This window comes from Mesorhizobium sp. LSHC420B00 (genome assembly GCF_000503055.1).
Classification (GTDB): Bacteria; Pseudomonadota; Alphaproteobacteria; order Rhizobiales; family Rhizobiaceae; genus Mesorhizobium.
In genome coordinates, this window is record NZ_AYVY01000009.1 from 236,669 (window position 1) to 250,001 (window position 13,333).

13 protein-coding genes are annotated in these 13,333 nt (G+C 62.7%); 4 read left to right on the plus strand and 9 right to left on the minus strand.

Going from position 1 to position 13,333, the window contains the following annotated elements:
• Positions 1–4: 4 nt before the first annotated feature.
• Positions 5–295, minus strand: coding sequence for an HlyU family transcriptional regulator (locus X760_RS55240; RefSeq protein ID WP_023719334.1), 291 nt, complete (start codon positions 293–295; stop codon positions 5–7).
• A gap of 113 nt (positions 296–408) precedes the next feature.
• A complete protein-coding gene (locus X760_RS55245) occupies positions 409–1,092 on the minus strand; it encodes a PadR family transcriptional regulator (protein WP_023719335.1) in 684 nt (227 codons plus the stop codon).
• 272 nt (positions 1,093–1,364) lie between these two features.
• Between X760_RS55245 and X760_RS55250 the strand changes: the two genes are divergently transcribed.
• On the plus strand, positions 1,365–1,622 hold the full coding sequence (locus tag X760_RS55250) for a DUF2798 domain-containing protein (protein WP_023719336.1): 258 nt from the start codon (positions 1,365–1,367) through the stop codon (positions 1,620–1,622).
• A gap of 62 nt (positions 1,623–1,684) precedes the next feature.
• Here X760_RS55250 and X760_RS55255 read toward each other — a convergent pair whose 3' ends face one another.
• From X760_RS55255 to X760_RS55275, 5 genes are all read right to left on the minus strand, one after another.
• Positions 1,685–2,065, minus strand: coding sequence for a DCC1-like thiol-disulfide oxidoreductase family protein (locus X760_RS55255; RefSeq protein ID WP_031194130.1), 381 nt, complete (start codon positions 2,063–2,065; stop codon positions 1,685–1,687).
• A gap of 236 nt (positions 2,066–2,301) precedes the next feature.
• Positions 2,302–2,595, minus strand: a complete 294-nt coding sequence (locus X760_RS55260; protein WP_023719338.1) for a GYD domain-containing protein — start codon at positions 2,593–2,595, stop codon at positions 2,302–2,304.
• Between the two features lie 205 nt (positions 2,596–2,800).
• Positions 2,801–4,822, minus strand: a complete 2,022-nt coding sequence (rpoD, locus tag X760_RS55265; RefSeq protein ID WP_023719339.1) for an RNA polymerase sigma factor RpoD — start codon at positions 4,820–4,822, stop codon at positions 2,801–2,803.
• Between the two features lie 373 nt (positions 4,823–5,195).
• Complete coding sequence (gene dnaG, locus X760_RS55270) at positions 5,196–7,157, minus strand: DNA primase (protein WP_023719340.1); 1,962 nt, start codon at positions 7,155–7,157, stop codon at positions 5,196–5,198.
• Between the two features lie 158 nt (positions 7,158–7,315).
• Positions 7,316–7,705, minus strand: a complete 390-nt coding sequence (locus X760_RS55275; protein WP_023719341.1) for an RcnB family protein — start codon at positions 7,703–7,705, stop codon at positions 7,316–7,318.
• Between the two features lie 378 nt (positions 7,706–8,083).
• On the opposite strand from X760_RS55275, the gene X760_RS55280 reads away from it, so the two are divergent.
• The 3 genes from X760_RS55280 to X760_RS55290 all read left to right on the plus strand — a co-directional run bounded on the left by X760_RS55280 (position 8,084) and on the right by X760_RS55290 (position 11,391).
• Positions 8,084–9,748, plus strand: a complete 1,665-nt coding sequence (locus X760_RS55280) for a Na/Pi cotransporter family protein (RefSeq protein ID WP_023719342.1) — start codon at positions 8,084–8,086, stop codon at positions 9,746–9,748.
• Between the two features lie 123 nt (positions 9,749–9,871).
• The gene (locus X760_RS55285; RefSeq protein WP_023678301.1) at positions 9,872–10,081 is read left to right on the plus strand and encodes a DUF2061 domain-containing protein; all 210 of its coding nucleotides are present in this window, start codon (positions 9,872–9,874) and stop codon (positions 10,079–10,081) included.
• A 128-nt stretch (positions 10,082–10,209) separates the two neighbouring features.
• Complete coding sequence (locus X760_RS55290; RefSeq protein WP_023719343.1) at positions 10,210–11,391, plus strand: MFS transporter; 1,182 nt, start codon at positions 10,210–10,212, stop codon at positions 11,389–11,391.
• A gap of 2 nt (positions 11,392–11,393) precedes the next feature.
• Here X760_RS55290 and X760_RS55295 read toward each other — a convergent pair whose 3' ends face one another.
• Both X760_RS55295 and X760_RS55300 read right to left on the minus strand, forming a co-directional pair.
• On the minus strand, positions 11,394–11,951 hold the full coding sequence (locus X760_RS55295) for a GNAT family N-acetyltransferase (protein WP_023719344.1): 558 nt from the start codon (positions 11,949–11,951) through the stop codon (positions 11,394–11,396).
• A 209-nt stretch (positions 11,952–12,160) separates the two neighbouring features.
• Positions 12,161–13,243 carry an arginase family protein gene (locus X760_RS55300; RefSeq protein WP_084642694.1) on the minus strand — a complete coding sequence of 361 codons (1,083 nt, stop codon included), beginning with the start codon at positions 13,241–13,243 and terminating at the stop codon, positions 12,161–12,163.
• Positions 13,244–13,333: the final 90 nt, after the last annotated feature.

Consider the following 13,333-nt stretch of genomic DNA (forward strand, 5'->3'; position numbering starts at 1 on the left):
CGATCTACCCGAAGATCTTCTCGCCTTGCTCATCGACCAGCTGGATGCCCTTCTTGATCGAGATGTCGACAGCGTCATCAAGCCCGGCAAAGCGATCGGCGCGGATGAATTTGTGCTCCTTCATCACGCCGTCGATCTCCTTCGAAACCACGCCGCAGGTCTGGTACTGGCCCTCCGCCTTGTAGGGCGTGGCGCTGATCAAAAATCCCTTGTGCTCGATTTGCTTTACCGGCGCCGCTGTCTTTGGCTCAGCGGCTTCGTTGCCGCCGCCGAAAAGACGCTTCAGAAAAGACATGGGGTATCCTCCAACGGCAATCATCCTGCACCACATAGCGTGGTGCAGGATGATTTTCAGTACCGGTCCTTGGCCGAGCGGGCAAGGGCCGCAGCTGGCTTGGCACTCAGGGGTCAGTCGCGCGACAGCGCTTCCAGGGCCTCTGCGGCAGCTTCCAATATGCTGATTGCCTCGGCCTGCTTTGCTTCAGGCGCATCTACGATTTCGCCGAGCGCGGCGCGCAGCCGGTGGCGCACGGCGCGGAATTCGTCGCGCTTTTCCGAGCGGCCGCGGCCGCGCCGGCCACCGTCGCCGTCATCGTTCCAGCCGAACCACTCGCGCGCCTTCGCCATCTTGCGGCCGAAGCGCTCGAGATGGTCGAGCACGTGGTCGATCATCTCGCGATTTTCGTTGAGATGCGCCTGCCCTGCCTCGGTGATCGAAAACACCTTCTTGTTGCCTTCCGCCGCAGAAACGGCATAGCCGGCCTCTTCCAGGAAGGTCAGCGTCGGATAGACGACGCCGGGGCTCGGGCTGTAGACGCCGCTGGTGCGCTCCTCCAGCGCCTTGATGATGTCGTAGCCGTGCCGCGGCGCCTCGGCCAGCAGCGACAGCGTGATCAGCTTGAGATCGCCGTCAGCCAGCATACGCCCGGCGCGGAACATGTCGCCTGGTCCGCCGCGTCCGCCGCCGCCTCTCATGCCATGCCCGAACGGGCCGAACCCGCCGCGTCCGCCGAACTTGCCGGCCATATGCATGAAAACGCGCTCGGCGTGTTCGCCAAAACGATGATGCCCGAAATGATTGTCTTTGTGCATTGTCTGCTCCTTGAGTTATGTCTTACGATATATCTCAATTAGGTGCTCGCCACGATCGAGTCAAGATATATCTTACGATGTATCTGAAAATGCGCCAGCAGGATTGATTTCGCCGGCAAGGGCAGCTAGGAAGCGCGTGAGGGTCGAAGACCCCTCCGTAAGCGTCTGACGTGAAGCAACGCATCCACCCCGGTCGTTTCCGGGCAATTACGCCGGAAGACCGGCGAATGGATGCCAATGCGACGGACCGGATGCTTCAGGGAAAAATCCAAATGACCATGAAAACCCCGCGCAGGAAGCTGCCTGCGCGCTATGCCGCCGTCCTCGGCCCGCTGGTGCTGTCGTTGCTGATGACGTTCATCGTGTCGTTCATCTCGACACTGAAAAGCCTTGGCTTCCAGCCCGACCTGCCGGCCACCTGGCTGACGGCTTGGGGCCTGTCCTGGATGGTGGCCTTTCCGACGCTGCTGCTGTTGCTGCCGGCGGTGCGCCGCATCGTTGGCTGGCTTTGCGAGCCCGTGGCTCGATAGCAGGCTGCGCCAAGGGCCCGAAGCAACTTACGGGTCTTTCAGTGCGAAGTGAACGGACACTATCACCAACGGCCTTTGCGGCGGTTCCAGGCATAGAGCAGATCGGCGAAGCGATCATAGGCATAGCGCGTCAACGGCAGCGTGGCGGGATTGCCAAACAGCGTCGCCAACCAGCCCTCGCCCGGCGTTATCAGCCAAACCGCAACGGCAACATCGGCGCCGACCAGCAATTTGCCACCGGCGTCGGTCGCATGCAGCCGGCGCCGGATATCCTCCAGCCCGATGCCGTAGCGGGCCAGCGCCGTCGGTTCGGCATTGATGTCGCGAAATTCGATCCGCCCCGCCTTGACCGCCTCGATCAGCCGCCGCTTCTGCCGGCTGATGCCGGCATCGCAGACCGGACAGCGCGTATTGTACCAGACGGTCAGCAGAGGCTTGGCCATGGTTCGCAACACCAGCGGAGGACGCGCGACGACTATCCAGCAAATGCCGTTGCGCCGCAACGTGACGCGACACCGCGGAATGTCCCGGCTTCGGCTAATGCACGTCGCCCCAAAAACATGTCCTCGGGCCTGGCCCGAGGGTGCGCGGCGGTTTGCCATACCGACCTGTTTAAAAAGAAGAGCGTAAAGCGCGTCGCAAGAGGCCGTTCAAGCGCGACGCGCTTCAGGCACGGCACTCAGCCGAGCGAGGTAATGATCTCGCGATAGGCATCCTCCGGGAAAGCCTTGAGTGTCCGCGTCCTGACGTTTCCGCCCGCCGCCAGCATCAGCGAGAAACGAGCTAGTACGGCATCGTCGGGGGCTTCGACCACCGCCACCATGTCGCAATCCCCCATGGTGAGATAAAATGCCTTGAAGGACCCGCCCATGTCTCCCAACAGCTTCTTGGCGGCATCGAGCCGCTTCGGCGACTCGCGCACGTTTTTGGCGCCTTGCTCCGTCCAGTTGATCAGCACGATGTAAGTTGTCATGGCACACCTCCCTCCGGGGCCACGGAGCACGGCGTCACAGCCGGGGCGGGCATCCGGGTTTGTCGCCCAGAAAATGCATCCGTCGCGGAATTATCCTCTCGTAGGGCACGACCCGCAAGAGCGGCGCGTCCAATCGTGATCGCCTGTGCCCAAACGGAAAAGGACGCCACCGGCGCCCTTTAAACTGCTTATCCGTCACCCAGACTCAGCTGTCGAGGAAGCTTCTGAGCTTGCGCGACCGGCTCGGGTGCTTGAGCTTGCGCAGCGCCTTGGCTTCGATCTGGCGGATGCGCTCGCGGGTGACCGAGAACTGCTGGCCGACCTCCTCAAGCGTGTGGTCGGTGTTCATGCCGATGCCAAAGCGCATTCTGAGCACGCGCTCTTCGCGCGGCGTCAGCGAGGCCAGCACGCGCGTCGTCGTCTCGCGCAAATTGGCCTGGATCGCCGCGTCGATCGGCAGGATCGCCATCTTGTCCTCGATGAAATCGCCGAGATGCGAATCCTCCTCGTCGCCGACCGGCGTTTCGAGCGAGATCGGCTCCTTGGCGATCTTCAGCACCTTGCGCACTTTTTCCAGCGGCATTGCGAGCTTTTCCGCCAGTTCTTCCGGCGTCGGCTCACGGCCGATCTCATGCAGCATCTGACGCGAGGTGCGTACGATCTTGTTGATCGTTTCGATCATGTGCACCGGAATGCGGATGGTGCGCGCCTGGTCGGCGATCGAACGGGTGATCGCCTGCCGGATCCACCATGTCGCGTAGGTCGAGAACTTGTAGCCGCGGCGGTATTCGAATTTGTCGACCGCCTTCATCAGGCCGATATTGCCTTCCTGGATCAGGTCGAGGAACTGCAGGCCGCGATTGGTGTATTTCTTGGCGATGGAGATGACGAGACGCAGATTGGCCTCGACCATTTCCTTCTTGGCGATCGCGGCTTCGCGCTCGCCCTTCTGCACCTGGTTGACGATCTTGCGGAATTCCTGGATCGAAATCGCCGTCTCGGTGGCGAGGTTCTGGATCTCGGCGCGCAGGTCGCGGATGGCGTCCTTCTCGTTCTTGGTGAACTCCTTCCAGCCGCGCGAGGTCAGATTGCCGATCGAACGCGTCCAGTTCGGATCGAGCTCCGAGCCCTGATATTCCTTGAGGAACTCCTCGCGGCGCACGCCATAGCTTTCGGCCAGCCGCAACAGCTTGCCCTCGTTCTGCACCAGGCGCTTGTTGATGTCGTAGAGCTGCTCGACCAGCGCCTCGATGCGCGCCGTGTTCAAGGACAGCGACTTCACCGCCTTGATCAGCTGGTCCTTCAGCTCCTTGAGCCGACGGTCCTGGCTTGGCGACAGCGTGCCGGCGGCGGCCAGCCGGTTCTCGACCTGCTGGTCCTGCAGCTTGCGCAGCTTCTTATAGGTGTCGGCAATGACGTCGAGCGTCTCCATCACCTGCGGGCGCAGTTCCGCTTCCATCGCCGCCAGCGACAGGCTCGCCTCGTCATCGTCCTCCTCGTCGTCGTCCACCAGGCCACGGGTGTCGCCGCCGACATTGGTGATGTCGTCCTCGTCCTCGCGCGAACGGCGCGGCTTTTCCTCGGTCTTGGCTTCCTCGATACGCTCGACCACCGGCGCCTGCTTGGCCTCCGGCCCGGCATAGGTCGCCTCGAGGTCGATGATCTCGCGCAGCAGGATCTTCGATTCGTTGAGCTCGTCGCGCCAGATGATGATGGCCTGGAAGGTCAGCGGACTTTCGCAGAGGCCCGCGATCATCGTCTCGCGGCCGGCCTCGATGCGCTTGGCGATCGCGATTTCGCCCTCGCGCGACAGAAGCTCCACCGAGCCCATCTCGCGCAGATACATGCGAACCGGATCGTCGGTGCGGTCGGTCGGCTCTTTTTTGGTCGTGGTGGCGGCGACGGCGGTGCCGGTCTGCTCGGCCAGCTCGTTGGCATCCTCCTCGGCGTCAGCGGCGGTATCGGCGGCTTCGGGCTCCTCGCCCTGCTCGTCGTCCTCGACCACGTTGATGCCCATGTCGGAAAGCATGGCCATCGTGTCCTCGATCTGCTCGGAGGTCACTTCCTCCGAGGGCAGCACCGAATTCAGCTCGTCCATGGTGACATAGCCGCGCTTCTTGGCGGCCTTGATCATCTTCTTGACAGCATCGTCGGAAAGGTCGAGCAGAGGGCCATCGGTCGCGGCCTCGCGTTCGGTCTCGACTTCTTCCTTTTCTTTTGTCGCCATAGTCTTTATTTTCTCCAAGCGGCTGAGTATCAAAGCCGCGTAAGCTGCCGGTCCGGTCAAATTGGATGCGCTCTTTCCAGAACGCGCTTTACCGGGCCAGTAACTGCATCTCTCGTTAAGTCCAGATTAACCCTGATATCTGTGGCAAGCTGACTGCCTGTCCAGTGATCAGTACCTTACATCGCTGCATTCCCGTCGATGCCGGGGCGGGTTAACGTTTCGAATCGACCTGATTCCGCCATTCTGCCGGAAGGTCAAGCGCCTCTCGCATGATTCGCATGAAAAAAGCGAATCAATTACCCGACTTAGAGCGCCGCACGCTTGATTCGACGCGCAAGCACGTCCTTACATTCAGTCTTCTGGAGGCTTCGATCTAAACGCGCCCAGCCCTGCCCGACGATACGCCAAACCCTTCGATCAGCGCTTCCGTTGCCTGCACATCACGAAATTGCGCCTGGATTTCGACCAGGTGCCGGTAGTTTTCGTCCGTGGGGTCGCTGGCGAGCGCTGCTTCCGCCTGCTTCAGCTCCTTATGTAAGGTGCGCGCGCTGCGCTGCAAGTGGAGGGCCTGGCTGAACGCATCGCGGGCATCGTCGAGTGCCGCCGTTTCCAGCGCCGGCCATTGCCGCGCACGTTTGATCAGCGCCACCGCACGCTGCCAGATCTCGCCGCAGCCGGCCCGCTCGATCGTCGCGATCACCGCGTCGCGGTCATTGGCCATATCATGCGCCATGGCGTCGAGGATCGCCGCATGCAGCCGCTTCAGATCGGAGTTGGCGAGATCGAGGAACTCGACATGGGCGAAATTCTCGTCGATCAGCACGGGATGGTTGACGAGGGCGGCAATGATCGTCGCCTCGCGTACCGACATGCCCTCGCCGCCGCGCTTGACCAACGCCGAGCGACCGAGGCTTTCGGTGATCGCGGTGCGCCCACCGGCATTGCCGCCGCGCGCAAACTGTCCGCCGGGTGCTGAACCCTTGCCCTGGAAACGTTCGCCGGGCCGTCCGTCCTGACGCCCCTGGCGTCCGCGCTGGGCACCGAAGAAGCTCTGCACCCGCTCGCGCATTTCCTGTTGGTAGTGATAGCGAAGGCTCTCGTCGCGGATACGGCTGGTCAGTTCGCGCAGCGTCTTTTCGAGCTCGGCTCGCCGTTCCGGCGTGTCGAAGATGCCGCCGGCCGTCTCGCGCATCCACAAGAGGTCGGCCAGCGGCCGCGCCTCGGAAAGCACGGCGCGGAACGCATCCGGTCCGTCACCCTTGACCAGATCGTCGGGATCCTTGCCCTCCGGCAGCAGGGCGAAGCGAACCGAGCGGCCCGCCTGGACCGCCGGCAGCGCCATGTCGGCGGCGCGCCATGCTGCCTTCAACCCGGCGTGGTCGCCGTCGAAGCACAGCACCGGCTCGCCGGCCATGCGCCATAGAAGTTCGAGCTGGTTTTCAGTCAATGCGGTGCCGAGCGGCGCCACCACGTTTTCGAAGCCGGCCTGCGCCAGCGCGATCACATCCATGTAGCCTTCGACGGCAATGACCGTGCCGCCCTTGGCCAGCGCCCCCTTTCCCAGCACTTGGCGTGCACGAGCGAAATTGTAGAGCACGTTGCCCTTGTGGAAGAGCTCCGTATCGGGCGAGTTCATATATTTGGCCAGCGCATCCGGCGCTAGCGCCCGCCCGCCGAAGGCGATGATCTTGCCCCTGGAATCCGGGATCGGGAACATAATGCGGTCGCGGAACCAATCGTAGGAAACCGGGACGTCGTCGCCATGGCGCACCAGCCCGCACGCCTCGATGTCGGCCTTGGGGACGCCCTTGGCGGCAAGATGCTCCTTCAGCGCGTTGCGGCTGTCGGGCGCATAGCCGAGGCGGAAGGACTGCTGCGTCGCCGGTGTCAGTCCCCGGTCGCGCAGATAGGCGCGGGCCTTTGCGCCTTCCGGTCCCTGCAGCCGTTCCTGGAAGAACACCGTCGCCATCTCCATGACATCGGTCAGGCTGGCGCGTTCCTTTTCGCGCCGTTCCTCATCGGCGTCGCGAACCGGCATCGGCACGCCGGCCATGTCGGCGATCTTCTCGACGGCCTCGGGAAAGCTCATCCCGTCGAGTTCGGTCAAGAACTTGAAATGGTCGCCCGAAACCGAGCAGCCGAAACAGTGATAGCGGCCCTTCTTGTCCTCGCAATGGAAGGACGGGCTCTTCTCGCCATGGAACGGACAGCACGCCCAATAATCACCGCGCGGCGCGTTTGTCTTTTTCCTGTCCCACGCGACGCGCTGGCCGATCACCGAAGAAATCGGCACGCGGTCGCGGATCTCGTCGAGGAAAGCAGGCGGAAAGCGCATGAGGGACAGCTCGTTTGGCCTCCATATAATCACACGGGCCAAGCCCGACGACTCCTAATGCGGAACCATACCCGGTTTTCACAGGCCAAAAAGAGAAGGCGGCCTGCGGGCCGCCTTCTCGATCTAATCCGGCGCAGCGCCGGTCAGCCGTTCCGCACCTACTGCGCGGCGATAGCGCCGAAGATCAGGCCCGAGAGGTTGCTGACCAGCAGATAGTCGTTGCCGACCCGGATCCACTCCTGGCCGGGACCGGGACGGCGCAAGCCGTAGTGGCGATAGTCGCGGATCGGCTGGTGACGCTTCCAGCTGGAATATCTCTGGCCGTTGCGCCAATGGCTGCGCTTCACCACGATCTTTTTCGTCACTACGACGCGCTTGTTCACCTCGACATGCTTGTTCACGTCGACATGCCTGCCGGGCTTTTGCCAGTCGACCTGGCTATAACTCGATTGCGGTGCGTTTGGTGGGTTCAATGGTGCAGCCTGGCCCTGCAAGGCCGTTGCAGCCAGCATCGAGAAGGCAATGGCGGAAAGAACGATGCGTTTCATAGCGGGTACTCCTTGGTTGTCGATGCCTCTGGAATAGAGCCGGAAGGATGAACCGAAACTGAACGCAGAGATTACGTTTTCGTAATGATTTCCTACATTTAGCACGCCTAATTCAGCACTACCTTTAAAGCGGCTGTCCGAGCACGGACGCATGACCCTCCGTAACTCCGCGGGCAATGCAACCATTTTGCCGGCCATCCATTTCCGACACGCCCCGTCGCGGGGCAACACTCGTCCGAACCGGGCAAAATTTATTATTCGGCTAAAATAAATCGGAGTAATATCAACCTCTGCAATGTCCACGATTCGCGCCCACTTTTGCCCTCGTGACGTCACGGCGCCCGCGTCGCTGATACCGGTCGGGTTGCGGGGTCGGGCATGAGCGGCTCGGTCGTTTTGCTGCACCTTGCCGGTGCGGTCGCACTGATGCTGTTTGCCACCCGTTTGGTGAAGACCGGCGTCGAGCGCGCCTATGGCGATGTGCTGCGCCACAAACTGCGCGCCACCATGCGCAATCCCTTCATGGCGGTTCTGGCCGGCTGCGGCCTGGCGGTCGCGCTGCAAAGCTCGACCGCCGTTACCTTGCTGGTCGGCTCATTCGCCGGCTCCGGCATTGTCAGCGGCATGTCGGGCCAGCTTGCGGTGCGCGGTGCCGAGATCGGCTCGGCGCTGGTGGTCAAGCTGCTTACCTTCGATCTGTCGCTGCTGGTACCGGTCTGCCTGGTCGCCGGCACCGTCATGTTCATGGCCACCGAGCGGCGCGACTGGCGCCAGTTCGGCCGCATCCTGGTCGGCATCGGCCTGCTGCTTCTGTCGCTGGAGATGATCGGCCAGGCGTCGGAGCCGCTGCGCCAGAGCACGCTGATGCCGCTCATCGTCGATTACTTCTCCGGCGATCCGGTCACCGCCTACCTTCTGGCGGCGTTGGTCACCTGGCTGTTCCATTCCTCGATCGCCGCGGTGCTGCTTATGGTGACGCTCGCCGGCCGCGGTTTCATCCCGCCCGAACTCGGCATCGTGCTGGTGCTCGGCGTCAATCTCGGCTCTTCGATCATCGCGCCGCTTCTAACCCGCAACGCAGAACCCGGCGTTCGCATCGTGCCGATCGGCAATCTCCTGATGCGCGGCATGGGCTCTCTGATCATGCTGATCCTGTTCCTGACGTTCAAGCCGCCAGTCGCCTTCTTGGGCAGCACCGTGCCCGAGCAGATCGTCAATGCCCACATCGTCTTCAACATCCTGATCCTGATCGCCGGCCTGCCGCTGGCGCGCCTGGTCTATCGTGCCTCGGAAAAGATCGTGGCGCTGGGCACCAGGCCCCAGCCCGCCAACGCGCTCGACGTCATCGAGCTTTCGGCGCTCAACGAAAGTGCGCTCGACGTGCCGAGCCAAGCACTCGCCAATGCCACCCGCGAGGTAGTGCGGGTCTGCGAGACGGTCGAGATCATGCTGAAACGGATCATCGAACTCTATGAGAGCGCCGACGCCGACAAGATCAGTGCGCTGGCCGCGCTCGACGACCGTGTCGACAGGAAGCACGCGGCGATCAAGCTCTATCTCGCCAAGGTCACCAAGAACCCGCTGAGCGAGGACGAGGCCCTGCGTTGCCAGGAGTTGATCGGCGCCTGCGTCAAGCTGGAGCAGGTCGGCGACATCATCGTGCGCAACATGCTGGTCCATGTGAAGAAGAAATTCGAGCGCGGACTGGAGTTCACGCCGGAAGGCTGGCGCGAGCTTTGCGCCTTCCACGCCTTGGTGCTTGCCAATGCCAGGCTGGCCTTCAACGTCCTGGTGTCCCGCGATCCGGAGACCGCTCGCCAGTTGGTGCTGGAAAAGGACCGGCTGCGCGACCGCGAGAAGGAAACCAGCCAGAGCCATTTCGTGCGGCTGCGCGACGGCACCGCCAAGAGCGTCGAGACCAGCTCCATCCATCTCGACACCATTCGCGACCTCAAGCAGATCAACTCGCTGCTCGCCTCGATGGCCTATCCCGTGCTTGAGGAACGCGGCCTGCTAACCGGTTCGCGGCTGAAGGCCGGATAGATTGCGTCCACAGGCCGGTAGCTTCAGAAGCTCGCCTATGCTGTGAGCCAATGCGCAAAATTACCTTTGCGCCACCTCCTGTCTGTCGGCTAAAGATCGCCAGATCTACCGGAAGGAAAGTAGATGGACACCCATTCTCGCAGCTTCGCCAAGGCGCTTTCCTGGCGTGTCACCGGTACCATCGACACGATGATCATTTCGCTCGTCGTGACGGGAAGCATCAAGCTCGCTGCGGCCATCGGCCTGACCGAGGTCGTCACCAAGTCGCTGCTCTACTACCTTCATGAGCGGGCGTGGCTGAAAATTCCTTACGGAAGGAAGGCGGCCGCGTAGCTCTTGCCGCCGCGGCCGGCACCTGACCGGTGACAAAGAAAATCTAAAGCGGCGTCGCCAATTTCTGAATTGCCCGGTGCCCTTATCCGTGGTTTGAGGTCACCTTATCCGAGGATCGCCTTCCCGCCATGCTTCCCCTCATTGCCCTGTTCATTGCCGCCTTCGCCTTCGGCACCACCGAATTCGTCATCGCCGGCGTGCTGCCGCAGGTGGCGGATGGCCTTGGCGTCGCGATCCCGACCGCCGGCTATCTCGTTTCCGGCTATGCCGGCGGCATTGCAGTCGGCGGCCCGCTGCTGGCGCTCGCCACCAAAAGGTTCTCCCGCAAGGCCCTGCTGCTTGGACTGACTGCAGCCTTTACCATCGGCCAGGCGGCCTGCGCGCTGGCGCCCGACTTCGCCTCGATGCTGCTGTTGCGGATTGCGGTGGCCGTGGCACACGGCGCCTATTTCGGCGTTGCCATGGTGGTGGCCGTCGGCCTCGTGCGCGAAGACCAGCGCGGCATGGCGGTGGCGCTGATCCTGTCCGGCCTCACCGTATCGAATGTCATCGGCGTTCCGGCCGGCACGGCAATCGGCAACATCTGGGGATGGCGTGCGACATTCTGGGTGATGTGCGCTCTCGGCGTGGTGGCCTTCGCCGCCATCGGCGCCCTGCTGCCGCGCAAGACAGGATCGTCGAGCCCGTCCGTCAGCCTTGGCAGCGAGGTACGCGTGCTCGCACGCCAGCAGGTCTGGACCTCGCTCATCATGATGCTGATGCTGATGATCGGCCAGTTCGGCCTGTTCACCTACATCACGCCGACGCTGCTTGAGGTCACCGGCCTCGACGAGAAATGGATACCTTGGGTGCTCCTGCTCAACGGTGTCGGCGCTACAATCGGCGTCTTCGTCGGCGGGCGCCTCGCCGACTGGAAGCTGATGCCGTCGCTCATCGCAATGCTATTCCTGCAGGCGGCGATGCTCGCCTCGATCTACGCCGTCAGTCCTTACCCACTGCCGATGGTGATGGCGATCTTCGTCTGGGGCGGCCTCAACTTCGCCATCGGCACGCCGATCCAGACCCGCATCCTGACCTGGACCGCGGACGCCTCCAATCTCGCCTCGTCGCTCATTCCGTCAGGCTTCAATGTCGGCATCGCGCTCGCCGCATCGCTCGGCGCGGCGATGCTCAATGCCGGCTATGGCTATCGCAGCTTGCCGGTGGTTGGCGCGATCGCCATGCTGGTCGCGGTCGCGGTTGCGCTTGCCTCGCATGTCTGGGAATGGCGGAGCCGGGCGGCGCCGCCGCTGCCGGCTGCCGCCGAATAGGGCTACAGATCGATCCGGTAACGCAGGCTTTCCGCGCCGCCATAGGAAGCATCCTCGAAGAAACGCCCGACGAGCCCGCCGCCATTGGCCAGAACGACCTTCTGCGAGGGCACATTGTGAGGCTTGCAGGTGATTTCGACGAAGGGCAGGCCAACCGCCCTCGCCTCCTCCAGCATGAGCCGCAGCGCCTCCGTCGCATAGCCGCATCCCCGTTTCCACGGCACCACCGCATAGCCGATGTGGCCGAGCACGTGCGATGGCAGCGCCGCGGTTCCGGGCTGCCAGCGCAAGCCGATCGAGCCTGAGACTTCCCCGTCCCAGATCCAGCGCCGAAATCCAGGCAGCCGCGGCACCGTCGAACCGTCCGGCAAGACGATCGGCGGTCCCTTGCCATCAGGATCGTCGAGATCGGCAAGGAAAGTCGCTGGATCCTTTTCGATAGCCGCAAGCTGCTCGCGCGTCGCGTCGAGCAGCCGCACATTGTCCGGCGACCAGCCGCGCTCGAGGGCCGCCTTGTAGGACGGCAGGTGTTCAAACGCCGGTTTGACGAGTTCGATCATGAGCGCGAGCTTTTGGCTGTCGGCCCTCAAAGGCGGGCTTGCGGCTGTAGCGACTACGACAAAACTGCCCCGCCATCGACCGTAATTCCCAAGTTTTCCGCATTGCGCCCATGTCGCGCAATGATTGCGACCGGGCGCATAAGGCTGGCTCCGCTTGGATGAGGCAAGCCGGCCAATTGCCCGCGAACGACCGTGAGATGGATCTCGAACTAGCCAAGGGCGTCTGCAAGCATCTCATTCAAGCGTGCGAATGCTGCGGACTCGTCTGGCGCATGGGCCGGATTAACTTCTGTGATGGTCAGGCCGCGCCATTGCGGCAGGGCTGTCAGTTGCTTTAGCACAAAGGCGACTTGCTCCAGTTTGAGACCGTCGCAACGGCGCACATTCTCCGCAATCGGAAAATCGATAAAGGAGAGCACATCGACATCGAAGTGGATAAGCACGCAGTCAAAGCGCGCCGCCCATTCGGCCGCGCGCGCCGACGCCGCCTCGATGTCACTCAAAGCTTTCTCACGCGATATGATCTTGATCGCGTGATTTCCGATCACGGCCGCTTCGGGCGGGGTGATGTTCTCGATGCCGAAATAGAGGAGTTGCTGAGGCACGAGCATCGGGCGGGTCGGGCCGAGCCTCGCGAGCGAAGGCTCGCATCCATGGATATTGAGCAGATGGGCGACGCCGGTCCAGTCCAAGGCGCCGTCGCTCGTGTCAGGTGTGTTGAGATCGGCGTCGAAGTCAATGTAAACGAGTCCGATCCGCGCGCCGGCCGCATTCGCCCCGGCGACCGTCCCCAGTTCCACAGTACAATCGCCACCTAAAACAAGCACGTCTTCCTGCGCTGCGATCGCCGTCGCTACGTGGCTTGCGACCAACTCACAGGCGTCGCGCACTGCTTCCAGGTTCATAGCCTGCGACCGCGAAGGGTCCGGTCGCCATCGGAACGATGCAACATCGCCACGATCCCTGATGGATCTGCCTCGGTTCGTGATCGCTTCTGCGAGCCCATTTCGCCGAAAGGCCGCGGGGGCCTGTTCCTGACCCGGCGAATAGGCGCCGGCACTCGTGGCCGCACCGACAATATTCAACAAACGCGCCGCCAAATCGAAGCTCCATTTTCGCATGATCTTCTCGCAAACGTGTCCGGAGGGAGGAAGGTTCCTCCTCGACTTGAGAGGTTGCCGCCCGGCATCGGCACGAGGCCTAACAAGCAAAAAGCTCGCCGCATCGATGCCGTCGTGAGACGCCAGACGTCGAACATACAGGTTCATTCGCGCGGCCGTGGCGATGAACATGTCGGTGCGAACTGCCGTCCGCTCCGCCCGCTCCTAGCCTGGCTCCTCGCGATGGTCTCTTCGAGTCTCATGAGCACCGCTAAGGCGCGA